Source organism: Streptomyces sp. NPDC058239 (assembly GCF_042882185.1).
Lineage (GTDB): Bacteria > Actinomycetota > Actinomycetes > Streptomycetales > Streptomycetaceae > Streptomyces.
On record NZ_JBHVWS010000016.1, the window covers coordinates 116587 to 140402 of the forward strand.

General features: G+C 69.9%; 21 protein-coding genes and 1 pseudogene. 9 read left to right on the top strand and 13 right to left on the bottom strand.

Translation table 11 applies throughout. From position 1 onward, the window contains the following. Window positions 1-38: 38 nt before the first annotated feature. The 3 genes from ACFVYE_RS19460 to ACFVYE_RS19470 all read right to left on the bottom strand — a co-directional run bounded on the left by ACFVYE_RS19460 (window position 39) and on the right by ACFVYE_RS19470 (window position 6046). The gene (locus ACFVYE_RS19460; RefSeq protein WP_383961179.1) at window positions 39-1802 is read right to left on the bottom strand and encodes a glycosyl hydrolase family 18 protein; all 1764 of its coding nucleotides are present in this window, start codon (window positions 1800-1802) and stop codon (window positions 39-41) included. 248 nt (window positions 1803-2050) lie between these two features. Beyond that, window positions 2051-4474 (bottom strand): ABC transporter, encoded by a 2424-nt coding sequence (locus ACFVYE_RS19465; protein WP_383961176.1) that lies wholly within the window; start codon window positions 4472-4474, stop codon window positions 2051-2053. A gap of 201 nt (window positions 4475-4675) precedes the next feature. After that, window positions 4676-6046, bottom strand: coding sequence for a polysaccharide pyruvyl transferase family protein (locus tag ACFVYE_RS19470; protein ID WP_389606553.1), 1371 nt, complete (start codon window positions 6044-6046; stop codon window positions 4676-4678). Window positions 6047-6243: 197 nt separating this feature from the next. Between ACFVYE_RS19470 and ACFVYE_RS19475 the strand changes: the two genes are divergently transcribed. After that, on the top strand, window positions 6244-7395 hold the full coding sequence (locus ACFVYE_RS19475; RefSeq protein ID WP_383961170.1) for a hypothetical protein: 1152 nt from the start codon (window positions 6244-6246) through the stop codon (window positions 7393-7395). 12 nt (window positions 7396-7407) lie between these two features. Next, complete coding sequence (locus ACFVYE_RS19480) at window positions 7408-7896, top strand: hypothetical protein (protein ID WP_383961167.1); 489 nt, start codon at window positions 7408-7410, stop codon at window positions 7894-7896. 51 nt (window positions 7897-7947) lie between these two features. On the opposite strand, the gene ACFVYE_RS19485 is transcribed toward ACFVYE_RS19480, so the two are convergent. Further along, window positions 7948-8163 (bottom strand): dodecin, encoded by a 216-nt coding sequence (locus ACFVYE_RS19485; RefSeq protein WP_266355349.1) that lies wholly within the window; start codon window positions 8161-8163, stop codon window positions 7948-7950. A gap of 201 nt (window positions 8164-8364) precedes the next feature. Here ACFVYE_RS19485 and ACFVYE_RS19490 point away from each other — a divergent pair, with 201 nt between their 5' ends. From ACFVYE_RS19490 to ACFVYE_RS19500, 3 genes are all read left to right on the top strand, one after another. Then, window positions 8365-9621 (top strand): extracellular solute-binding protein, encoded by a 1257-nt coding sequence (locus ACFVYE_RS19490; protein ID WP_383961163.1) that lies wholly within the window; start codon window positions 8365-8367, stop codon window positions 9619-9621. Between the two features lie 173 nt (window positions 9622-9794). Beyond that, window positions 9795-10610, top strand: a complete 816-nt coding sequence (locus ACFVYE_RS19495; protein ID WP_383961161.1) for a GNAT family N-acetyltransferase — start codon at window positions 9795-9797, stop codon at window positions 10608-10610. Further along, window positions 10607-11506, top strand: a complete 900-nt coding sequence (locus ACFVYE_RS19500; RefSeq protein ID WP_383961158.1) for a lysophospholipid acyltransferase family protein — start codon at window positions 10607-10609, stop codon at window positions 11504-11506. The genes ACFVYE_RS19495 and ACFVYE_RS19500 overlap by 4 nt, the downstream gene beginning before the upstream one ends. On the opposite strand, the gene egtD is transcribed toward ACFVYE_RS19500, so the two are convergent. Genes egtD through egtA form a run of 4 tightly spaced genes read right to left on the bottom strand, consistent with a single transcriptional unit; the run spans window position 11449 to window position 15843 of the window. Continuing rightward, window positions 11449-12411, bottom strand: a complete 963-nt coding sequence (gene egtD / locus ACFVYE_RS19505; RefSeq protein ID WP_383961155.1) for an L-histidine N(alpha)-methyltransferase — start codon at window positions 12409-12411, stop codon at window positions 11449-11451. The two genes, ACFVYE_RS19500 and egtD, sit on opposite strands and share 58 nt — an antisense overlap. Beyond that, complete coding sequence (gene egtC, locus ACFVYE_RS19510; RefSeq protein ID WP_383961152.1) at window positions 12408-13163, bottom strand: ergothioneine biosynthesis protein EgtC; 756 nt, start codon at window positions 13161-13163, stop codon at window positions 12408-12410. The genes egtD and egtC overlap by 4 nt, the downstream gene beginning before the upstream one ends. Continuing rightward, a complete protein-coding gene (egtB, locus tag ACFVYE_RS19515) occupies window positions 13163-14527 on the bottom strand; it encodes an ergothioneine biosynthesis protein EgtB (protein ID WP_389606557.1) in 1365 nt (454 codons plus the stop codon). The genes egtC and egtB overlap by 1 nt, the downstream gene beginning before the upstream one ends. Further along, window positions 14524-15843, bottom strand: coding sequence for an ergothioneine biosynthesis glutamate--cysteine ligase EgtA (egtA, locus tag ACFVYE_RS19520; RefSeq protein WP_383961147.1), 1320 nt, complete (start codon window positions 15841-15843; stop codon window positions 14524-14526). The genes egtB and egtA overlap by 4 nt, the downstream gene beginning before the upstream one ends. A 150-nt stretch (window positions 15844-15993) precedes the next feature. Here egtA and ACFVYE_RS19525 point away from each other — a divergent pair, with 150 nt between their 5' ends. Beyond that, window positions 15994-16830 carry a TIGR02452 family protein gene (locus ACFVYE_RS19525; protein ID WP_383961144.1) on the top strand — a complete coding sequence of 279 codons (837 nt, stop codon included), beginning with the start codon at window positions 15994-15996 and terminating at the stop codon, window positions 16828-16830. On the opposite strand, the gene ACFVYE_RS19530 is transcribed toward ACFVYE_RS19525, so the two are convergent. The 3 genes from ACFVYE_RS19530 to ACFVYE_RS19540 all read right to left on the bottom strand — a co-directional run bounded on the left by ACFVYE_RS19530 (window position 16815) and on the right by ACFVYE_RS19540 (window position 19304). After that, window positions 16815-17282, bottom strand: coding sequence for a type II toxin-antitoxin system PemK/MazF family toxin (locus ACFVYE_RS19530; protein ID WP_383961141.1), 468 nt, complete (start codon window positions 17280-17282; stop codon window positions 16815-16817). The genes ACFVYE_RS19525 and ACFVYE_RS19530 overlap by 16 nt on opposite strands. A 150-nt stretch (window positions 17283-17432) precedes the next feature. Next, window positions 17433-18947 (bottom strand): flotillin family protein, encoded by a 1515-nt coding sequence (locus ACFVYE_RS19535; RefSeq protein WP_383961138.1) that lies wholly within the window; start codon window positions 18945-18947, stop codon window positions 17433-17435. Window positions 18948-19085: 138 nt separating this feature from the next. Further along, window positions 19086-19304: a hypothetical protein gene (locus tag ACFVYE_RS19540; RefSeq protein ID WP_383961136.1), complete on the bottom strand. Its 219-nt coding sequence runs from the start codon at window positions 19302-19304 to the stop codon at window positions 19086-19088. Window positions 19305-19353: 49 nt separating this feature from the next. Between ACFVYE_RS19540 and ACFVYE_RS19545 the strand changes: the two genes are divergently transcribed. Beyond that, a complete protein-coding gene (locus tag ACFVYE_RS19545; protein ID WP_383961133.1) occupies window positions 19354-20376 on the top strand; it encodes a LacI family DNA-binding transcriptional regulator in 1023 nt (340 codons plus the stop codon). Window positions 20377-20447: 71 nt separating this feature from the next. Beyond that, complete coding sequence (locus ACFVYE_RS19550) at window positions 20448-20729, top strand: hypothetical protein (protein WP_327271353.1); 282 nt, start codon at window positions 20448-20450, stop codon at window positions 20727-20729. Between the two features lie 88 nt (window positions 20730-20817). Here ACFVYE_RS19550 and trxA read toward each other — a convergent pair whose 3' ends face one another. Further along, the gene (gene trxA / locus ACFVYE_RS19555; protein WP_383961130.1) at window positions 20818-21189 is read right to left on the bottom strand and encodes a thioredoxin; all 372 of its coding nucleotides are present in this window, start codon (window positions 21187-21189) and stop codon (window positions 20818-20820) included. 116 nt (window positions 21190-21305) lie between these two features. Here trxA and ACFVYE_RS19560 point away from each other — a divergent pair, with 116 nt between their 5' ends. Further along, a complete protein-coding gene (locus tag ACFVYE_RS19560; RefSeq protein WP_383961127.1) occupies window positions 21306-22748 on the top strand; it encodes a dihydrolipoyl dehydrogenase family protein in 1443 nt (480 codons plus the stop codon). A gap of 87 nt (window positions 22749-22835) precedes the next feature. Here ACFVYE_RS19560 and ACFVYE_RS19565 read toward each other — a convergent pair. Continuing rightward, window positions 22836-23696, bottom strand: a pseudogene (locus tag ACFVYE_RS19565) (family 16 glycosylhydrolase); the annotation flags it as partial. Between the last annotated feature and the right edge of the window lie 120 nt (window positions 23697-23816).

A 23816-nucleotide genomic window follows, 5' to 3' on the forward strand; every position in this document is an offset into this window, starting at 1 on the left:
CACCTCAGGGGCCGGGAAGTCTCAGACCGACCGGCAGGTCACGACGTCACCGAGATGTCGTCGCCGTAGACCGTTCCCTGCCCGTACCAGCCGTGCAGATAGACGGTCACCGTGCCGGTCGAGCCGGTGGTGAACGCCACCGACTGCTTGGCATAGCCGCTCGACGAACCCCAGGTGCTCGCCGAGGCGTCGCCCCGCACACCGAGGTAGCCGTAGTTGCCCTGCACCCAACCACTCAGTGTGTACTTGGTGTTGGGGGACAGCCTGAGCGTTTGCGTGCACTCGCCCGTCCGGGACGAGTCGGCCGCCGCAGCGAGCGCGTGCGAACCGCCGTGCACAGGAGTGGAGACGACCGCGCCGCCGGACTCACAGGTCCAGGGACTCAGCGAACCCGTCTCGAAGTCGCCGTTGACCAGTGCGCCGGTGCCACCACCCGGACCCGACACCGTCAGGGTGAAGGTCGCCGCGTGGCTGAGCGCGCCCGCGGTGCCGGTCACATTGATCCGGTACGTGCCGGGCGCCGCGGAAGCCGACGCGTCGACCGTCAGCTTCGACGTACCCCCTGCGGTGACCGAGGCCGGGCTGAGGGTCGCTGTCACCCCGGCGGGCGCCCCGCTCGTCGTCAGCGCGACGGTCTTCGCGTTGCCGGAGGTGACCGAGGTGTTCACGGCCGCCGTGGTGGAGCCACCGGGGGCGACAGTGGCCGAACCGGGTGCGACGGTCACCGAGTAGTCGTCCGTCACCGGACCGGTGCCGCTCGTGAAGGGCTCGAAGGTGTGGGAGAAGTACCACGTGTCCTGCGCGATGCCGGAGCAGCTGTCGCTGCCCCCGGTGCCGGGGCAGCCACCGTTGTCGCGCTGCAGCGCCCAGAACGACAGGGTGCTGACGCCCTTGGACACGGCCCAGTTGTAGACCGAGGTGGCGTCGGCCGTGGTGAACGTCTCGGCCGGGCCGTAGTCGTCGATGCCCGGCATCTCGATGATGCCGGTCATGCCCCACAGCTGGGCGTCGGTCCTCGCCGGGTACAGGCCGGCCAGCTGGCCCTTCAGGCCGGTGATCGCCGTCTGGGTGTCCTGCGCCATGTTGTGCGAGGCGCCGTCGTAGTAGTCGAACGTCATGAGGTTCACGACGTCGACCCTGGTGCCGTTGGACACGGCGTTCTCCAGCACCGCAAGACCGCTGTCGGCGAGACCGCTCGTGGTGGTGGGCAGGGTGTAGGAGATCTGCACCGAGCGCCCGTTGGCGGCGGCCCAGTCCTGCACCTTCTTGATCGCCTTGTTGCGGCGGTCGATTCCTGCGCCGTTCTCCAGCGAGTTGTCCTCGATGTCCATGTCGAGGCGGGACACGTCGTAGGTCGTGATGACCTTCTCGTACGCCGCGGCGATCGAGTCGACGCTGGTGCAGCTGTCGGCGATCTCGGTGCCGCCGTTGTCGGCCGCGTAGCCGCCGAACGACGGGATCACATCGCCGCCGCGCGACCGGATGGTGGTGAAGTCGGCGCCGAATTCGGACTGTGCGATGGGCTGGCCGGAATCGCCGTTCCAGTACGGGGTGCAGGAACCGCGGGCCTCCGTCTGGACGAAGGCCATGGTCAGATACTTGGCGCCGGACTGCTCGGAGAGGGCGGCCGGGCTGTCTCCGTTGTACGCCTCGAAGTACGGGGCGAAGACATGTGCGGGCAGGGGCGTGGCGGCGGTCGTGGCGGCCTGCGCACCGGCTCCCGATCCGAGGATCAGGCCGGCGGACGCGATGGTCGTTGCCAGGACACTCAGGACTGCGCCGAGTGTTCTTGGACGTCTCATGGGGTGCTCCCAGCGGGGTGAGACAACGGGCGGATCGCACGGCTCGACCGCGCCCCGTCGGGGGCGCGGCCCGTTCCTGTGAATCCCGGCCGGGGGTCACATGCCGCACGGCATGGAGCGGCCGTGAGGCATGCCCATAATTGGTCTGGACCAGCCTGTGGTCAATGTTCTTTGCCTTTTCATTTCCCATTGCTTGCCTGATGCGGCAACTCTCGGTGGAAACAGGGGAGTTGAACTCGATTGAATCCTCAGGGGAGACGGAGGGACGCCCTGAGGTACGCCGCTGTACGGCTGCCCTCCGCACGCGCGACCTCGGCGGGCGGTCCCGCCGCCACGATCCGGCCACCCCGGTCGCCGCCGCCGGGACCGAGGTCGATCACCCGGTCGGCGCCGGCCACCACCGCCATGTCGTGCTCCACGACCACAACCGTGTTGCCCGCGTCGACCAGACCGTGCAACTGGCGCATCAGCACCTCTACATCGGCAGGGTGCAGCCCGGTCGTCGGCTCGTCGAGCAGATACATGGTGTGGCCTCGGCGGGTGCGCTGGAGCTCGGCGGCGAGCTTGATCCGCTGGGCCTCGCCGCCCGACAGCTCCGTGGCGGGCTGGCCGAGCCGCAGATAGCCGAGCCCGACGTCGAGCAGAGTCCGCAGACTGCGCTCGGCAGCGGGCGTACCGGCGAAGAAGCCGGCCGCCGACTCCACCGTCAGATCCAGCACCTGCGCGATGTCGAGACCGCGCAGGGTGACCTCCAGGGTCCGAGGGTTGTACCGCGCACCGTGACAGTCGGGGCAGGGCGCGTACGTACTGGGCAGGAAGAGCAGTTCGACGGAGACGAACCCCTCGCCCTGGCAGGTCTCGCACCGCCCGCCCGCCACGTTGAACGAGAACCGTCCGGCCTTGTAGCCGCGCTCGCGCGCCGTGTCCGTCTCGGTGAACAGTTTCCGTACGACATCGAAGAGCCCGGTGTACGTGGCCAGATTGGACCGAGGAGTACGGCCGATCGGCCTCTGGTCGACCTGCACCAGACGGTCCACCGCCTCCAGTCCCTCCACCGACGCGCACCCGGGCGTGGGACGCTCGGTGGGGAGGTCGGCGATGGCGGAGGCATGCCGGTCGGCGAGGACACCGGCCAGCACCTGACCGACCAGGGTCGACTTCCCCGACCCCGAGACACCGGTGACGGCCGTGAACACCCCGAGCGGAAACTCCGCGTCCACCCCCCGCACATTGTGGCGGTCGACCCCGTTCAGCTTCAGCCACCCCGACGGCGTACGCACCTCCCGCACCGGAGCGGGTCCGTCGTCGAAGAGGAAGCGCCGGGTCGCCGACTCCGCCACCTGCGCAAGTCCGGCCGGGGGACCGCTGTGCAGCACCCGGCCCCCGTGCTCACCGGCCAGCGGTCCCACATCGACCAGCCAGTCCGCCCGGCGCACCACATCCATCTGATGCTCCACGACGAAGACCGAGTTCCCGGCCTCCTTCAGCCGGCCGAGCACCCCCAGCAGCGACTCGGTGTCCGCCGGGTGCAGACCGGCCGACGGCTCGTCCAGCACATAGACGACACCGAACAGACCGGAGCGCAACTGAGTGGCGAGCCGAAGCCGTTGCAGCTCGCCGGAGGACAGTGTCGGAGCCGTACGGTCGAGGCTGAGATAGCCGAGTCCGAGCTCGGTGACCGTCTCGATCCGGGCGAGCAGATCTGCCGTCAGCACCCGTGCCGTGTCACCGCCGCCCGCCGCGCGCAGCACCTCGGCGAGTGAGGTGAGCGCAAGCGCTGCGAGTTCGGCGATCGAGCGGCCGGCGAAGGTGACGGCCATCGCCTCCGGACGCAGCCGGCTGCCGCCGCACACCGGGCAGGGGGCACTGGTCAGGAAGCGCTCGGCCTTCGCCCGCAGAGTACGGCTCTTGGAGTCCGCGAAGGTGTGCATCACATAACGGCGGGCACTCATGTACGTGCCCTGGTAAGGGCGTTGGATCCGCCCGGCGTCACGCACCGGATGGACCGTCACCACCGGCTGCTCATCGGTGAACAGGATCCACTCCCGGTCCCCGGCGTCGAGCTCGCGCCACGGTCGGTCGATGTCGTAGCCCAGCGCGTCCAGCACATCTCGCAGGTTCTTGCCCTGCCAGGCCCCCGGCCAGGCGGCGATCGCACCGTCCCGGATCGACAGCGAGGGCTCGGGTACGAGCAGCTCCTCGGTGGTCCGGTGGATACGGCCGAGACCGTGGCACTCAGGACACGCCCCGGCGGCGGTGTTCGGTGAGAAGGAGTCGGAGTCCAGCCGTTCGGCGCCGGCCGGGTAGTCCCCGGCGCGCGAGAACAGCATGCGCAGGGAGTTCGAGAGCGTGGTGACCGTCCCGACGGACGAACGGGCACCGGGCGCCGAGCGGCGCTGCTCCAGCGAGACGGCGGGCGGCAGTCCGGTGACCTCGCCGACCGCGGGTGCACCGACCTGATGGATCAACCGGCGGGCGTACGGGGCGACGGACTCGAAGTAGCGGCGCTGCGCCTCGGCGTAGATCGTCCCGAACGCGAGGGAGGACTTCCCGGAGCCCGAGACGCCGGTGAACACGGTGAGTGTGTCGCGCGGGATGTCGACCGAGACGTCCTGGAGATTGTGTTCACGGGCGCCGCGCACCCGGACGTAAGGATCGTGGGGGGTGGACATGTGCGCGGGGACTCCGTACGGATCGGGGCAGGGCCGACGGCCTGGGGACAAACACTCCGATTCTAGGCGTCAGGACCGGCTCAGGAGCGGTGAGGCCCGTAGGTGCGGGACCGGTCGGCGCAGGGCTGCCGGACCATTTCCCGGGCCCCGGACGACCGGAGGCCGGTCCTGCAGGACCGGCCTCGGAGGTTCGGACAGGTCCTAGCGCGACGGACGCAGGGCGCGCTTTATGGGCCTTCCCACGACACTGCGGGCCCGCTGGTACGTGGAGCGCTGGACGGGCAGTGCGGTGCTCTTCGCGAGCTTCCGCTTGAGCTGGGTGTTCTGGGCGGTGAGGTCCGTCAGCTGGGACTGGAGCCAGTTGAGTCGCGCACCCATCGTGGAGGCGTCGGCTCCGACCCAGGGGCGGATACCCGGAGGGAAGGCCAGAGTGCTCATCCGTGCGTCGAAGGCCGCACCGCCGTCGCCGTGGGTGAAGGTGTTCTCCAGGCCGTTCTTGTCGAGGAAGTTCATGAACCGGTCGAACCGCTCCCGGTGACCGCGCATCAGCGGCCCGAAGTCCGCCTCGGCGTAGAGGTCGGCGGGGTCGAGGTCGAAGGGGACCTCGGTGAGCATCCGGTGCGGGATGTCGAAGTAGCGGCACAGCTCCAGCGTCCGGGAGTCGCCGCAGAGCACGGTGGCGGGCGTTCCGGCCAGCAGTGCCGCGATGTTGCCGTGGATCCGGGAGCCGAAGGAGAAGTCGAAGCCCCGCAGGTCGTCCATCCAGGTGACCGGGTCGATGTAGACCCGGACCTTGTCCTCCCCGTACATGGGGTGGTCGGGGTGGGTGGGGATGTCGGTCAGCGAGGCGTTCTGATGGGACAGGTCGCGCCAGTGCAGCTGACGTGCGTCGGAGAGGTTCTGCCCGATGAACCGGAGGTGGGGGTAGCGCGCGTGGGTGCGGTTGATGATCTGCCCGAGTTTGTGCTTCCGCACGGCGTCATGGGATCCGTTGATGGCGATCCGCGACTCGGGCCCCAGCGCCCGGCCGCCCTCCCGGATGTCGAGCCTGCTGCCGTTGAGGAACATCGAGGGGCAGCCGATGACCTCCACGTCACGGAATCCCATGTCCCGCAGATACCGCTCGGTGAACTCCCCGCGCACGCCGATGGAGGCGCTGTGGTCGAGCACGGCGGAGACGAACGCGTGGACCGTCGGCTGCATGGGCCGCAGCCGTTCCGCGGAGTAATTGATTCCGGTCTGGGCACCCACACCCGGGACGACGACCGGGATCTTCAGTTTCGTGATCAGCTGCGTCAGACGCTCCAGCTGGCGCTCGAAGGAGGGCCGGAAGGCGTTGGCGAGCGGGATGACGAAGACGTCGTACTCGCTGTTGATCCGGTCGGCATCGGCGACCCTGGTGGCGATGCCGTTCGACACCACCTCCGAACGTGGCGTCTCCAGGATCTTGTGAGCGGCGTCGCTGAAGATCAGGTTGCCTGAGTTGGTGGCGAACACGTCGTCATGGAGAGCTCGCTCGACGGGGACGACGTCGTAGGGGCTCTTCCCTGAACGCAGGAGTATTCGCTTCACATGGTTAACGTTGGATGCCACAAACCTGAATATAGCTTTACAAACGCTTTTGGTTCCATGCGCATCCTGTACAACCTTTTGCGATCTGCGCGGAACGTAGGGGCATGATCACACATCCGCGCGCGCGTGTGGGCGCGCGGGTGGTGTGACGGAGACCTCGGGGCGGTCCTCGTGAGGTCCTCGCGACGCACTCTTGAGTGCCGGACGGCCACGCCCGTACGCTGCGTCCTGCGCACGGGCGCGCCTACCGGGGAGGTGGAAGCGCCGTCAGGGCCGACCCACTGTCCGAGAACGACATCCTCGAAGCGATCGCCCGGCACACCGGCCGGCCCGGACAGGGGCCGCAGCTGCGGCGGACCGGCGCCGACATCGCTCAGCTCCCGATGCTCGACCTGAGAATCGTCCGGTGCGTGGAGACTCGTACCACGCGGCCGGAGACCAGGCCCGGCACCTACGACACGTCGGGGCGGCCCACGTACGAAGGCGATCTGCGCGACCATCCGGTCGAGCCGCCGAAGGACCCGACGGTCTCACGGACGGTGGAGTTCGTGCTCCGTGGCTCGGTGCGAACGGTGCCCTGCGGGTGCGACGAGGGACGGCAGCCGTGCTCGCGGTGCCGGGCCAAGGGAAAGCTGCGCTGTGACACCGGCCCGATGTGCCCGGCCTGCAAGGGTGTCGAGCCGTGCACCTGGTGCGACGGCACGGGCGGGCGCCGCAAGGACCCCTCGACGGCCGAGTCGGCGCGGGGCAAGCCCACTGCCGGGCGGACCACCTGTGTGAAGTGCCGCAAGCCTCGCACCGCCTGTCCGGAATGTCGGGGAAGGGGCACCAAGAAGTGTCCGCAGTGCGACGACACGGGCTTCAGGGTCTGCCCGGTCTGTTCGGGCGAGAGGTCGACGGCGCACACCCCGTGCGACGGTACGGGCCTGGTCACCCTGTGGACCGGGGGTTCGGTCGGGCACGCACCCGAGCGGACCGCGTTGAAGCTGCCGCAGCCGGCACCGCCGCTGCGCGTCCGGCAGCAGACCGGACGCGTCGGAGCGTGGGAACGCGTCACTCTGACCTCGGTCGGCAGCCCGCTCCCCGGCGGTCTGGACCCGGCCCACATCAAGGCCGTCGAGTCGGCCCTCGCACCGCTCCAGGGCGAAGTGGCCCGACGCGTCGACATCGGCCTGCTGCAGTTGGCCGCGGTCGCGATCCCCGACGATCCCGACCACGTCTTCTATGTCTTCCCCGGACGCGATGGCCCCGAGGTCCTCCCGATCTGGTCGCGGTGCCGGTCCCTGCGGGTCGCCGCAGTGGTGGCCGGGGTGGTCGTGCTGGTGCTCCTGGTGGTTGCGCTGGTCTGATTTGCTGGGGGTGTGAGAAGTGACCACCGGCCCCTGGCCGTATTCGACTTGGACGGCACGCTCGCGGACGCCGGCCACCGGCAGCACTATCTGGAGGGGCGACGGCGCGACTGGAACAGCTTCTTCTCCGCGGCTGTCGACGACCCGCCGCTTCCCGAAGGGGTACGGCTGGTACTGAGCAGTGCCGAGGAATGCGAGGTCAGGTATCTCACCGGGCGGCCCGAGCGCTGCCGCCGGGACACCGTGGCCTGGCTGACGGAACAGGGACTGCCCGAGGGGCGGTTGTACATGCGCCGCAACGACGACCGCAGGCCGGCCCGGTACACCAAGCTGGAGACCCTGAAGCGGCTGGGCCGGGAGCACGAGGTGCGGATGCTGGTCGACGACGACGAACTCGTCTGCGATGCGGCGGAGCAGGCCGGCTTCGCCGTGGTGCGGGCCCGCTGGGCGAAGGTGTCGCCGGCGCTCGAGGACGCGCAGGAGCGTGAGGGCCGTACGTGATTCCGGCGTGGTGGAACCGGCCGGACGCGGCCCGGGTCCGGCCGTGCCGGATCAGCTCGTCTCGTCGAGCCGGAAGCCCACCTTCAGGCCTACCTGATAGTGCTCGATCCGGCCATCCGTGATCTCTCCGCGAACCTGCGTGATCTCGAACCAATCGAGATTGTGCAACGTTTCCGAAGCTCTTGCGATGCCTCTGCGGATGGCGTCGTCGACGCCTTCATGAGAGGTTCCCACGATTTCCGTGACCCGATAGGTGTGATTCGACATCTTATGTCTCCTCTCGTCCCTACCACGGTGCCCTACCCGGCCCGGGTGCGCGAGAGGTCGGTGTGCGGAATGTGTGATGAACGGGACTTGACCAGAGCAAAGGTCCATACCAAAATCCAGCCACGCCCGTGCGAGCGCCGCCCGCAATCCCCCACACCGGGTTCTGGATTTCGTCGTGCCGTTTCGCAGAAGGTGAACCTGGTGAAGAACCGCATACTCGTCGGAGCCGTTGTGCTCGTTTCCACCTTTGCGCTGGGCGGATGCGGCTTCGTCCCGGGCTCGGAGGCGTCCAGCAGCAAAAAGGTCACGATCTGGCTGATGAAGGACAGTGTCTCCGCCGATTTCCTGAAGCGCTTCACAAAGGCGTACGAGGACGAACACCCCTCCATCGAGCTCGAGTTCAAGATCCAGAGCTGGAGCGGCATCGGCCCGAAGGTCACCGACGCGATCAAGGGCAAGGACACCCCGGACGTCATCGAGGTCGGGAACACCCAGGTCCCCCAGTATGCGGAGAGCGGCGGGCTGAGCGACCTCACCCTGGAGTCCATGCGTGACCTCGGCAGCGAGGACTGGCTGCCCGGTCTCGCCGACCCGGGCAGCATCGACGGCGTCCAGTACGGCATCCCGTGGTACGCAGCCAATCGAGTGGTGATCTACAACAAGGACCTCTTCGGGCAGGCCGGTATCAAGACCCCGCCGAAGACCCGGGACGAGTGGATCGCGGTCAGCGCACAGCTGAACCGGAACGGCAATCAGGGCATCTATCTCGCGGGCCAGAACTGGTATGTCCTCGCCGGATTCATCTGGGACGAGGGCGGCGAACTGGCCGAGGAGAGGGGCGGCGAATGGGAAGGCGCCCTGGACAGCCCCGGCGCAATCAGGGGGATGAGCTTCTACAAGGAACTCCAGGCGCTCGGTGACGGCCCCAAGGACGCGGACGAGGAAAGGCCCCCGCAGGCCAAGGTCTTTGCCGAGGGCGATGTCGCGCAGATCATTTCGGTGCCCGGCGCCGCCGCGCAGATCGAGCAGCTGAACCCCGAACTCAAGGGAAAGCTGGGCTACTTCCCGATCCCGGGCAAGACCGCGAAGGCTCCCGGCTCCGTGTTCACCGGCGGGTCCGATCTGATCGTTCCGCAGAAGGCGAGTCAGCGCACCGCGGGTATCGATGTGATCAAGGCGCTGGCGGGCCGGAAGTGGCAGGAGGAACTCGCCAGGACCATGAGTTACGTGCCCAACAAGCCCGGTCTCGCGCGTGTCATCGTGGGACAGGAGGGCACCGCGGCGATGGCCCGGGGCGCCACGAAGGGGCGTGCGACGCCCAACTCGCCGCAGTGGGCGAATGTCGAGGCCGTCAACCCGATCAAGCCGTACATGACGGCTGTCCTCCAGGGCGGCGACCCGCAGGAAGAGGCCAAGTCGGCCTCGGAGAAGATCACCGACCAGCTCGCGGGCGGCTGACACACCCCGTACCGATCCGCTCGGACACACCCGGGATTCAGCCTTCGCACATCCCGGCTCTCCCATGCGGTCATGTCGAATCCAGCCGGTCACGGAAGAAGTAGGGGGGCCGGGCTTCGCAGCAGTGCGAAGGCCCGGCGGCCGCCCTTGCCGATCCGTCCCCGGAGACCGTCATGAACGCGCTGCCCGTCACTTCTCTCCCCACCGCCCCCGTTGTTCCCGCGCAGCCCTCCCCGCCGGCCCCGTCGCGCTACCGGGTGTCCCTCGCCGTCGACCAGGAAGACGTACGTGCCGCCCAGCGCCTGCGCCATCAGGTTTTCGCCGGTGAGCTCGGCGCCAGGCTGGAAGGAGCCGAACCCGGTCTGGACAGCGACGCGTTCGATGCCTACTGCGACCATCTGCTGGTACGGGAGGAGACCACCGGCGACGTCGTCGCCACCTACCGCCTGCTGCCGCCCGACCGGGCACGGATCGCCGGGCGCCTCTATGCGGAGAGCGAGTTCGACCTCGGGCGGCTCGGCCCGATCCGCGAAGACCTGGTCGAGGTCGGCAGGTCCTGCGTCCACCCGGCCCACCGGGACGGCGCCGTCATCGCGCTGATCTGGGCCGGACTGGCCCGCTACATGGAACGCACCGGGCACAACTGGCTGGCCGGCTGCTGCTCGATCCCCCTCGCCGACGGTGGCGTCGCCGCGGCCGGGGCCTGGGAAACCGTACGGACCAAGCACCTGGCACCCGAGGACCACTGGGTCACCCCCCACCGCCTCTGGCAGCCCACCGCCGGATCCGCAGGACGCGGAGACGTGCCCACCGGACTCTCCACGCTTCCTCCCCTTCTCCGCGGCTATCTGCGACTGGGCGCCTGGGTCTGCGGGGCGCCCGCGTACGACCCCGACTTCAACGTCGCCGACCTGTACGTACTGCTGTCGCTGCGCCGCACCGACCCGCGCTATCTGCGGCACTTCCTCGCACTCGCCCCACTGCGGTGAACCCCTGGCTGCCCACCTCACCCTGCACCCCGCTCACCTGCGCAGGTCACGACGGACGCACCCGGGGCCGCGCGGCGGCCGTGGTCCTGCTGCTCGCCGGGTGCGCGTTCATCCTGGCCGGGGTGCTGGGTGCCCCGTTCGTGCTGCTGCTCGGCGCGGTACGGCGGGAGCGGTTGATCCGGCTCTGGGCGTACGGGGTCGTTCGGGCCTTCGGGGTACGAGTGCGGGTCATCGGCCCGCCCGGGGCGGGAGCACCGGGCACGCTCGTCGTCGCGAACCACATCTCATGGCTGGACATCCCGATCGTCGCGGCCGTGTTCCCCGGCCGGATGCTGGCCAAGAGCGAGATAGGGAACTGGCCGCTGCTCGGCCGGCTCGCCGCCGTCGGCGGCACGCTCTTCGTCGAACGCGAACGGTTTCGCGCACTGCCCACGACCGTGCGCGACATCGCGGCGGCACTGCGCGGCGGTTCACGGGTGGTCGCCTTCCCGGAGGGCACCACCTGGTGCGGGCGCGGCGGCGGGCGGTTCGCGCCCGCCGTGTTCCAGGCCGCGATCGACGCGAACGCCACCATTCAACCGGTACGCATCACCTACCGCACCGCTCCGCCGCGCAGCACTGTCGCCGCCGGCGGAGGCGGCCGGCCGGCCGGCCACGAGCGCGCCGCTCCGGCGGAGGACACGGCCCCGGCCGGTGCGGCCGCGTTCGTCGGCGACGATCCACTCATCGCCTCACTGTGGCGGGTGGTGACGGCGGCCGGGCTGACCGCGGAGATCCGCGTCCTGCCGCAGATTCCGGCGGGTGACCGCCCGGACCGCCGCACCCTGGCCCGTCTTGCTCAGACGGCCGTCGCCAACGACAGCGCGAACCGGTCCCCGGAGTCCGTCCACCACTGATCCATACTCAGACCGGCCGCGGCGAGTTCGGCCCGGATCCCCTCCTTGCGGAACTTGGCCGACACCTCCGTACGCAACTCCTCACCGGCCTCGAAGGCCACCACCAGATCCAGGTCCGAGACCTTCACCGTGAGTGCCTCGCGGGCCCGCAGGCGCATCTCGATCCACTCCCGCTCCGGGTCCCAGAGCGCCACGTGATCGAAGTCGGCCGGGTCGAAGTCCGCGCCCAGCTCCCGGTTCACGACCCTGAGGACGTTCTTGTCGAACTCCGCCGTCACCCCGGCCGCATCGTCGTAGGCAGCGACCAGCACCTTCTCGTCCTTCACCAGATCCGTGCCGAGCAGCAGCGCGTCGCCGGGGGAGAGCAGCGACCGGACCGACTTCAGGAACGCCGACCGCTCGTCGGGCAGCAGATTGCCGATCGTGCCGCCCAGGAACGCGATCAGCCGAGGCCCCGGGGTGCCGGGCAGTGCGAGACCGCCCGTGAAGTCGGCGATCAGGGCGTGCACGGAGAGGCCGGGCCGCTTGGCGAGCAGGGCCTCGGCGGCGCCGCGCAGCGCGCTCTCGCTCACATCGACCGGCACATAACTGTGCAGCGCGGGCAGCGCGTCCAGCAGGTGCCGGGTCTTCTCCGACGATCCCGATCCCAGCTCGATCAGGGTCTGCGCCCCGGACGCCGCGGCGATCTCCTCGGCGCGGTCGATCAGGATCTCGCGCTCGGCGCGGGTCGGGTAGTACTCGGGAAGCCGGGTGATCTCCTCGAACAGTTCACTGCCGTGCGCGTCGTAGAACCACTTGGGCGGCAGCGTCTTCGGGTGCCGGGTCAGGCCGTGCAGCACATCGGCGCGCAGCGCCGCGTCCGTCGCGTCCGTCGGCAGGGTGCGGGTCAGTAGAAAGGGACTCACTCAGTGGGCTCCTTGAGCGGGGTCAGCAGAACTTCGGCGCGGGTCGACGTCAGCAACGTCCGGTCGGGGACCGTGCGCCAGTGCGGATCGTCGTCGTACGGCTCCGAGGCCACGACCGTGCGCAGGCCGGGCTCGGCGAGATACCACAGGGTGTCTCCCCAGGCCGTCGCCACGATCGTGGTGCCATCGGTGAGCAGCAGATTCAGCCGCGATTCCGGCGCCGCGGCCGCCACGTCGAGCACGGTGTCGGCGACGGCCTGCGGCAGTTCGTCGCCGTCGGCGAGGCGGTGTTGTACGAGGGCCCAGATCAGGGCCGAGTCGCAGCGGGCGGTGAGGTTCAGCAGTTCGGCCGGGGGCAGCGCGGCGGCGAGCGGTGCCAGGGACTGAGGCCAGCCCTTCACCGCGCCGTTGTGGCTGAACAGCAGCCGCCCGGCGGCGAACGGCGCGGCCGCCGCCTCGCCGTCGGCGCCCGCCTCGGTGGCGTCGCGTACCGCGGCGAGCAGCGCCGGACTGCGCACCAATCTGGCCAGATCGGCGAACGTCTGGTCGCCCCAGACCGGGCCCTGGCGCCGGTATCGTCCGGGCACCGGATCGCCGTCCGCGTACCAGCCGACGCCGAAACCGTCTGCGTTGACGGTCCCATGCCGCTGGTGTCTCGGCGCCCAGGACTGGCGTACGAGGCTGTGGGGCGGCCGTGTCAGCACCTCGCCGAGGGCCACCGGTGGTCCCAGGTAGGCGATATGACGGCACATCAGAGATCCCTCGCGGTGCGGAATCCGGAGAAGATCTGGCGCCGCACCGGCAGGTCCCAGTTGCGGAACGTCCCCCGGCAGGCCACCGGATCCACGGCGAACGAGCCGCCGCGCAGCACCTTGTGTGCCGGTCCGAAGAACACCTCGGAGTACTCGCGGTATGGGAAGGCCGCGAAGCCGGGATACGGCAGGAAGTCGCTCGACGTCCACTCCCATACGTCACCGATCAACTGCCGCACGCCGAGCGGCGACTCGCCCGCGGCGTACGCCCCCGCAGGTGCCGGTCGCAGATGGTGCTGACCGAGGTTGGCCCGCTCGGGAGTCGGGTCCTCGTCGCCCCACGGATAGCGCAGCGAACGGCCCGACACCGGGTCGTGGCGTGCCGCCTTCTCCCATTCTGCTTCCGAGGGCAGCCGGCGCCCGGCCCAGCGGGCGTACGCGTCCGCCTCGTACCAGCTGACATGGAGCACCGGCTCGGTCTCGGGAACCCTCTCGGTCACTCCGAAGCGGCGGCGCAGCCACTGACCGGCGTCCCGGTGCCAGAACAGCGGAGCGGTCAGTTCGTGCTCGCGGACCATGGCCCACCCCTCGGGGGCCCACCAGCGCCGCTCGGTGTAGCCGCCGTCCTCGATGAACCCCTGGTACGCGCCGCAGGTGACCGGGGTCGTGTCGATGAAGAAGTCCGGCACATCACGCACATGGGCCGGGCGCTCGTTGTCGAGAGCCCACGGCTCGGTGGATGTACCCATGGTGAACGGGCCGCCCGGGACGAGTACTTCGGCGGACAGACCCGCCGCGTCGGCGGGTGCGGGCGGCGGAACCGGCGCGGTCAGAACGGCAGGTCCCGATCTGAGCTGATGGGTGATCAGCATCGTTTCGTCGTGCTGCTGTTCATGCTGGGCGATCATGCCGAAGGCGAACCCGGCCCGTACCAGCGGGCGGTCACCGTGCAGTGCCGTGCCGTCGAGTACGTCCATCGCGCGACCACGTACCTCCGCGGCGTAGGTACGGGCCTCGGCGGGCGCCAGCAGCGGCAGCGAGGGGCGGGTCGCCCGGGGATGCTCGAAGGCGTCGTACAACCCGTCGATCTCCGGGCGCATCGCCTCCCGCCCGGCCACCCCGCGCAACAGCCACAGCTCCTCCTGATTGCCGATGTGCGCGAGGTCCCAGACCAGGGGAGACATCAACGGCGAGTGCTGGGCGGTCAGTTCATGGTCGTCAACGCTGTCGGTGAGAAGTGAGGTGCGTTCACGGGCGGTGAGCAGCGCGGCGAGGGCGCGCCGGCGGAGCGCCTCGGTGTCCGCCTCGTCCGGACCGGCCGTGCTGTGCGGACCGGAAGCGGCGGGCGTGGGGGAGTCGGTCATGAGCGGGGCCCCTTGAAGTGATGGCCCGAATCACCCGCTGAACCCGGCGCGAGCAGTTCGGGAAGATCGTCGGCCGGACATCGGCCCCGGGCGACGAAGCGGTCGTTGAAGTCGGCCACCGCCTCCTGCACGGCCGTGGTCGCTCCCATCCGGGGCAGCGCCTCCAGTGCGAGTTCGAAGCAGGTGACGGCCGCCGACCGCAGTTCGGGATCGGTCAGGCCGTCGCGGGCGGCGCCCACCCAGAGCGGATTGCGCGGCGCGGGCCGTGACCCGGCCGTCTCGGCCAGTGGTTTGACGGTGCGGTACACGGTCTCGGCGGCCTCCGGGTCGTCGAACAGGGCAGTGGTGACGGCGAGCGGCACCAGCCAACCGTCCGAGCCGTGCTGCGCGTCGATCATGCGCAGCTCAAGATGTCCGCGCGGGCGCACGGGCGGAAAGAGGGTGCTGATGTGGTAGTCGAGGTCGGCGCGCACAGGTGGTCTCGGCGTGCCGGTGCGGATCCAGTCGCGGAAGGTCAGACCGTCCGGCACTGCCCATGGCCCCTCGTCGTCCCGGATGCACATCACCGGGGTGTCCAGGACATGCGTGGCCCAGGCCTCGCGCGGCGGCAGACAGCCGGGCGGCGCCAGGGACCGCCATGGATCGAGGTCGGCCCAGAGCGACTGCCGGGTGGACCGCCACGGTGTCGGGCGGCCGAACTGGAACGGCGAGTTGGCGAAAGCCGCCACCAGCACCGCGCCCAGCAGATGGGACAGCTGCCAGCGCCGCCCGTAGCCGAGCGGACCCGGTTCCTCCTCTCCTGCGTCCAGACATACCTGTACGGATGCGGTGGTGCACATCATGGCGCGGCCGGCCGGTCCCGACCGGTCGAACGAGATCTCCATGGCGTCGTAGCGGGGCTCGTGCAGCAGGCGGCGCGGTGGATGCCACGGATCGACGCCGAGACCCACCGGTGCGAGATCCACCCGGTCCAGGGCGTCACGTACCGCGTCGAGATCGGCGGCGGTGGCATCGATGCACGCCATCAGGGAGCCGGCGGGGCGCGAGCTGAGCTCCAGCTGGCCGCCGGGTTCGAAGGTGAGCGCCGCACTCAGGGGCAGGGCCCGGAGGATGTCGGCGGCCGCGTCGAGGCGGTGGTGGGGGACAGGGACGCGGGGCTGGTCCCGGTGGTGAATGAGCCATTCGAGTTCAACACCGACCGTTCGGGGCGGTCCGGTCTTGAAACAGATGCAGCGCAGTAAATCCTCCGCCTCGCCCTCGCCGAGGGGCGGGGCCTGGCCGGGCGGACCGTGGTCTCCGGGTGTGTCGGATGACATGCCGGGGCCTCCTTCTGCTCGGTTCGTCCGTACCAGCCAAACCCCTACGGGGAGATCGCACAAGAGTGCCCCTGTGCGTCGGAAATTCGGTTGCATCCATGCCGCTGGAGCGCCGAGCATGCCCCGTATGCACCACACGGGGGAGTACCGATGAGCGCACGGCTGCGCGGCATCGCGCGAGAGACCGAAGCCATTGTCGAGGCCGGCCGCTACCGCACGCAGGAAGGGCGTGAGGTGAGCATCGAGCGCGCGCTGACCGCCGCACTGTCGGGTACCAGGCTCTATGGCCCCGAGCCGGTACCGGTCGCGGCACTCGACTCCGACCGCACACCGGTCGTCGAGGTCACCGACGAGAGCAGTCTGCAGGCGGCGCGCCGGATGGCCGGCGAAGCGCCCGGCAAGGTCGCCGTCCTGAACTACGCCTCCGCCCGCAATCCCGGAGGCGGCTATCTCAACGGCGCACAGGCCCAGGAGGAAGCCCTGTGCCGCGGCTCCGCCCTGTACACCACGCTGCTGCGCGCCCCCGACTTCTACGCCCATCACCGCACAGAACTCAGCGCCTTCTACACCGACCGGGTGATTCACTCACCGGGCGTACCGGTGTTCCGCGACGACCGGGGGCGGCTGCTCGACACCCCGTACACCGCGGGCTTCCTCACCTCCCCGGCACCCAACGCCGGAGTCATCCGCAGCCGCGCCCCCGAGGACGCGCACCGCATCCCCGCCGCGCTCGCGTCCCGGGCCGAGCGGGTGCTGGAGGTCGCGGCGGTGCGCGGGTACCGCAGGCTGGTGCTGGGCGCCTGGGGCTGCGGTGTGTTCCGCAACGATCCGGCGCAGGTGGCCGGTGCGTTCCGGGCGCTGCTGCTGGACGACGGCAGATTCGCCGGGCACTTCGAGCAGATCGTCTTCGGCATCCTCGACCGCAGCCCCGAATCAGCCACCAGGTCCGCCTTCGCCCGGACGTTCAGCAGTCAGTTCCAGTCGTAGCGCTCTCGCAGCCGGCCGGCGACGGAATCGAACCGGTCCCGGTCCAGAGCGCACGCCTCACGCCGCATCCCGTCCTCGTGCACCCGCAGTACCCGGTCCAGATCGACCCAGGACGGGCGGCCCGAGCTGTCCCACGGTCCGGCCCCGAGCGCCACCCACTCGCCGTCCCGGTCGTGCCGCTTGCTGGAGAGCTGCACGGCGAGCAGCGTGCCCGCCGCCTCGCGGGCCACCACCAGAACCGGACGGTCCTTGCCGCGCCCGTCGTTCTCCTCGAACGGCACCCATGTCCAGACGATCTCGCCGGGGTCGGGGTCGCCGTCCCGGTCGGGGGCGTACGAGGTACGGACCGGGCCCACGTCGCGCGGGTCGGCCTCGGATGTGGCGGTCGGGCCGGTGCGGCCGGGGAAGACGGCCGGGCTGTCGGAACTGTCGTCACGGTGCTGGATGGTCATCCCCACACCGTAGGACCTGCACGGCCCGTTCCACGGAGCGGGGCCGCTGAACGGGCAACGGGACGCACGCCCGACTTCGGGAACCCGGAGCTGTGGCCGGTGCTCGCCCCGGGCTGAGGGGCGTGCACCGGCCACGGCCGACCGGACCGGTCAGGAAGGCGTGCCGCCCTCCTGATCACCCGTCACCGGAATGTGCTGTTTACGCGGCGAGGGCGCAGCGGCCGGCGTGACCCCGTTGACCTTGGACGCCGGTTCCGCCGGGCTGTCCTGACTCATCGTCGACAGCAGTTGCCGGGCCAGTCCAAGGCCCGTGCCGCCCATGGTCAGCGCTTTCGCGAACATGTCCGACATGCCGTCGGCCCCGTTCAGCAGCACCATGTGGTCCACGCTGCTGAAGGCGCCCGCGCCTGCCTCGACGATCTCCGGCCACTTCTCGGCCAGCTGCTGGGCGACCACCGCCTCCTGGTTCTCCGCCAGGGCCGCGGCTCTGGCCTTGATCGCCTCCGCCTCGGCGAGGCCCTTGGCGCGGGTCGCCTCGGCCAGTGCCAGCCCCTTGGCCTGGGCCGCGGCGGCCTCCGCCTCACCCGTCGCCCTGGTCGCCGTCGCGGCGGCGGCGCCGCGCGCCTTCGTCGCCTCGGCCTCCGCGAGCGCCGCCGTCTTGACCCGGTTGGCCTCCGCGACCGCGGCGAGCTCCGTCTCCCGTGCCTTCGCCTCGGCCGCCGAGATCCGGGCGTCGCGCTCGCCCTCGGCCAGGGTGCGCTTCTCGTACGCCTGGGCGTCCGCGGGCTTGCGCACATCGGCCTGCAGTTGCTGCTCGCGCCGCTGGGCCTCCAGTTCGGCGACCCTGGTCTCCTGGACCACGACCTCCTGCCGCGCCGCCGCGTCGGCCAGCGGACCCGCCTGCCGGGAGCTGGCCGCGGCCTTGTCGCGCTCGGCCTGATACCCGGCCTGCAGGATCTCGCTGTCGCGGGTCGCCTCCGACATCCGGGCGGCAGCCTGCTGCTCCGCCTCGGTGGCTCGCCGGTTGGCCTCGGCCTGCGCTATCCGGGCATCCCGCTGCACCGCTGCCGCATGCGGCATCGCCAGGTTCTTGATGTAGCCCGTCGGGTCCTCGATCTCATGGATCTGGAGCGAGTCGACGATCAGCCCGAGCTTCTCCATCTCGGTCCCGCACGCCGCCCGGGTCTGTCCGGTGAGCTTCTCCCGGTCCCGGATCATGTCCTCGACCGTCAACCCACCCACGATGGAACGCAGATGACCGGCGAACACGTTGTGCACCCGCTCCGACATCATCTTCTGCTGGTCGAGGAAGCGACGAGCCGCATTGGCGATCGACACGAAATCGTCGCCCACCTTGAAGATGACAACGCCCCGCACCCGCAGCGGAATCCCCTGATGCGTGACGCAATCGACCGACAGCTCGGTCTCGTTGAGGTCCAGGGACATCTTCCGCACCGCCTGGACCCCGGGCAGGACGAGTGTGCCGTGACCGGTGACGATCCGGAATCCCATGCCCTGCCCGAGGCCCTCGGTCTTGTGCTTGGAACCGGAGATGACGAGTGCTTCGTTCGGCTCGGCCACTCGCCACATCAGCTTGAACAGGCCGATCAACACAATGATGGCGGCGAGTACGAGACCCGCCGTGACGCCGATGACCATCGGCATGCGCCCCCTTATCGCAGTGCCCCGTCGGCACCGCTGAACAGAGGGAGTCTTCTCCTGCTCGCGGCGGCGGAGAAGACGCTTGCGCAACCTTGCCGCATTCTTGACGACGAAAGGTGTGAAGAACCCCCCGCCGGAGCCTCAACTGCCGTATGCGCGGGCCACATACACCGTCCGTGGCGGCAGATACTCGATCACCGTCACCACCGTTCCGGGCTCGATGCGTTCCTGCGCGGAGGCCGGATGCGCGAGGAAGTGCTCGGCGCCGCCCCGGATCCGTACGATCACCTCACCGACCAGCCCCGGCCCCACCGTCCCGGTCACCCGGCCGATCAGTCCCACCATCGAGGAGTCATCCATGCCCCGGAGCGTACCCACGCCGCACAGGTCTGGAAGACTGCCCGACGCCATGAGTCAGTTACCGAACCAGCCCGCCGAAGGCCCCGTCCCGACCAGTGCCGATGTGGCACGGCTCGCCGGAGTCTCCCGGGCCACCGTGTCATACGTACTGAACAACAACGCGTCCGTGCGGATCAGCGAACCCACCCGCCGCCGGGTCAGGGAAGCGGCCACCGAACTCGGCTACGTACCGCACGCGGCGGCCCGCAGCCTGCGTGCCGGACACACCCGCATGGTGCTGCTCCCCACCATGAACTTCCCGGCCGGCCCGCTCCACCACCGCTTCTTCCACCAGCTGGAATCCGGGCTGCGCCGCCTCGACTACACCGTGGTCCAGTACGGCAGCACCGGTCTGGACGCCGACGACGCGCCACGCGCCTGGGCCGAACTCCGTCCTGTCGCCGTCATCGCACCCGGCACGATCGCCCTCACACCGCAGGGCATATCCGTACTCAGGCGGTCCGGAGCCAAGGCCGTGATCACCCTCGGGCCCCGTCCGGTGACCGGTGCCCATGCGCTGGTCATGGACCAGCGGGAGGTCGGCAGCTGTGCGACCGGACATCTGCTGGAGCGCGGCCGGCGCCGCATCGGCGTCGTCATGCCCGAGGAAAGCGGCCTCGGCCTGTTCGCCGAACCCCGGCTGGCCGGAGCCCGGCAGGCCGCACTGAGCCATGGGGCCCGTATCGAGCCGCTGCCGTTGCGGTACGAGGAGAAAGCGGCCGCCCGGCTGGCCGCCCGCTGGCGCACCACGGGCCTCGATGCCGTGTTCGCGTACAACGACGAATACGCGATGCTCCTGATGCGGGCCCTTCAGGACGCGGGCATCGAGGTGCCCGGCGAGACGGCCGTGGTCGGCGCCGACGACCTGATGCTCGGCAGACTGCTGCGGCCCCGGCTCAGCAGCGTGCGGATGGAACTGGCCACGCCACAGCCGCTGGCGGACCTCGTCGACCGGCTGGTCCAGCACCCCGGCGGTGCCCCCGAGCACCACGACCTGCTGCGGGCCCGGGCGGTCCACCGCGAGTCCAGCTGAGCCGCCGACTCCGCACGGCGCAGCAGCGCGGCAACGTGCGCACCGCGCGCCGCTTGCTTAGCGTCATGACCATGAGCCATCCGCAGAGTTACGAGATCCTGCTGGTCCCCGGATTCGCCGAGGACACCACCGACGCCGCCGAGCCCGGCGGCGCCATCCGATCGGCGGTCGTGGCGGCGACCGGTGAGACGGGGGCATCGGGCTACCCCCGGTATTCGGGCGAAGGCATCGTGGCGGACATCGACCCGGCGACGCGCACGGTAGAGGCCCTGCTGGTCGACGGAGCCGAGCTGGACTACGGCCTCTCGGTCCGGATCAAGGAGAAGAACGCCGAGGACAAGGCCGACAGCTGAGACCGGGCCGCCCGTTTCCGGCCGTGGAAGGCCACGGAAAGAGGCCCGACCGGTGTGGTCGGGCCCCTCGTCCAGGCGCGCGCGGAGCCTACTTCTTTTCCTTCTGCTGATCCTCGATGGACTTGCGGACCTCGTCCATGTCCAGCTTCCTGGCCTGCCCGATGACGTCCTCAAGCGCCGCCTCCGGCAGCGCCCCGGGCTGTGCGAACACCGCCATATTGTCGCGGACGATCATCAGCGTGGGGATGGAACGGATCTCGAAGGCCGCTGCCAGCTCCTGCTGCGCCTCCGTGTCGACCTTGGCGAAGACCAGGTCGCCGTGGCGCTCCGACGCCGCGTCGTAGACCGGCGCGAACTGCCGGCACGGGCCGCACCAGGAAGCCCAGAAGTCGATCAGGACGAAGTCGTTGTCGCTGACGACCTGATCGAAGTTTTCCTTGGTGAGCTCAACGGTGCTCATGCTCTGTTACCTCTTCCTGTGCCCGTTCGGACCTGTCCGGCACAACCGTGCCTGTACTTGCGCTATTCCGCCTGCCCATGTGGCCGTCGCGCACACCCACGACCAGACTGTCCCCCATGACAGATGCTTCCCTGAACACCGAGTACGACGTCGTGGTGATCGGAGCAGGTCCGGTGGGTGAGAACGTCGCCGACCGGGCCCGTGCCGCCGGACTGAGCACGGCGGTCGTCGAGGCGGAACTCATCGGCGGCGAATGCTCGTACTGGGCCTGCATGCCCAGCAAGGCCCTGCTGCGCCCGGTCATCGCCCGTGCCGATGCCCGCCGAGTCCCCGGCCTCAGCGACGCCGTGCAGGGACCGCTGGACACGGCAGCGGTCCTCGCCCACCGTGACGTATACGCCTCGCACTGGAAGGACGACGGACAGGCCGCCTGGCTGGAGGGCGTCGGAGCGGACATCTACCGTGGCCAGGGTCGGCTCACCGGTAGGAAAACGGTCTCCGTCACCGCCCCCGACGGCACGGAACACCGGCTCACCGCCCGGCAGGCCGTCGCCGTCTGCACCGGCAGCCGCGCCGTCGTACCCGCCCTGCCCGGCATCGACGGGGCCCGCCCCTGGACCAGCCGGGAGGCGACGAGCGCCCAGAAGGTACCCGGCCGCCTCGTGATCGTCGGCGGAGGCGTGGTCGGTACGGAGATGGCCACCGTCTGGCAGGCCCTCGGCGCCCGGGTGACGATGCTGATCCGCGGCAAGGGACTCCTGCCGAAGATGGAACCCTTCGCGGGCGAGCTGGTCGCCCAGGCACTGACGGAGGCGGGCGCCGACATCCGTACCGGAGTCTCGGCGACCTCTGTACGGCGCGCGGTCCCGGACGGCCCGGTCACCGTGGAGCTGAACAACGGGGAGCGCCTCGAGGCCGACGAGATCCTCTTCGCCACCGGCCGCGCTCCGCGCACCGACGACCTCGGCCTGGAAACGGTGGGCCTGAAGCCCGGCTCCTGGCTCGCCGTCGACGACAGCTGCCGCGTCGACGGCACCACCTGGCTCTACGCGGTCGGCGACGTCAACCACCGGGCGCTCCTCACGCACCAGGGCAAGTACCAGGCACGCATCGCGGGCGCCGCGATCGCCGCCCGCGCCGCGGGTGTGCCGCTGCTGGAGACCGACCGCTGGGGCGCCCACGCAGCCACCGCCGACCACGCGGCCGTCCCCCAGGTCGTCTTCACCGACCCCGAGGCCGCATCGGTCGGCCTCACCCTCGCCGAGGCCGAGGAGGCCGGCCACCGCGTACGCGCCGTCGACATCGACTTCGCCGCGGTGGCGGGCTCCGGCCTCTACGCGGACGGTTACCGAGGCCGCGCCCGCATGATTGCCGACCTCGACCGGGAGATCCTGCTCGGTGTCACGTTCGTCGGGCCGGGCATCGGCGAACTGCTGCACTCGGCGACGATCGCGGTCGCGGGCGAGGTACCCATCGACCGGCTGTGGCACGCGGTGCCCGCGTATCCGACGATCAGCGAGGTCTGGCTGCGCCTGCTTGAGGCGTACCGGGACGTGTAGAGCCCGGCCGGCCCGCCCGTCTCCAGCAGCTCCCCGGGCGGGCCGCCGCTCCTGGCGCGACGGGTGAGGTCAGGCCGGCGGCCGAAGATTGCTGGTGGTGACCCGCACGTGGTCGACGACGAGTTGTTGCGGGAAGGAGGTGCTGCCGTCGGGGTCGCCCGGCCAGTAGCCGCCGACCGCGAGGTTGAGGATCAGGAAGAAGGGCTTGTTGAACACCCAGGTGTTGCCGCCGAGATCGGCGGGTGTGCGGCGCTGGTAGACGTTGCCGTCCACCGACCAGGTCACCGAGTCGGGGGCCCAGTCGACGGCGAAGGTGTGGAAGTCGTCGGCGAACGCCTGCCCGCCCGGCAGGGTGTACGCGGCGCCGATCCCGCCGGAGCCGGAGTAGCCGGGGCCGTGCAAGGTGCCATGGACCGTGGACGGTTCGAAGCCGACGTTCTCCATGACGTCGATCTCGCCCGAATTGGGCCAGCCGACCTGGCCGATGTCGTCGCCCAGCATCCAGAAGGCGGGCCACATGCCCTGACCGCGCGGCACCTTCATCCGGGCCTCGACGTGACCGTACGTCTGGGAAAACTTTCCGGATGTGTTCAGCCGCGCCGAGGTGTACTCACAAGTGCCGTACCAGCACTGGTAGTTGTTCGGGTTCTCCCTGCGTGCGGTGATGACGAGGTGGCCCTGGCCGTCGAGTGCGGCGTTGCTGTTCCCGGCCGTGTAGTACTGCCGCTCATGGTTGTTGACGTTGTCGCCGGTCTCGATCTGCCACTTGCTGCCGTCGACGGCGGAGCCCGCGGGGCCGTCGAAATCGTCGGTGAACGACGCTGCCGCCGCGGCGGCCCGTGGTTCGGGCACAGGCACCCCGGTCGCGAGACCGGAGGAGGCCGAGACGAGGGCGAGTACGGAGAGAGCGGACACCAGGAGGCGTCGGGTGAGGTGGGGGGAGGTCATGGGGTCCTTCCCGTTCAGAGTATCGAGAATCTGTCATGCATATGACAAACCCTCATCCTGGGGGTTCGGGGGGAGAGGCCTTCGTTCTGTATGCGATTTAAGAAGTGAACCCAGACCGTG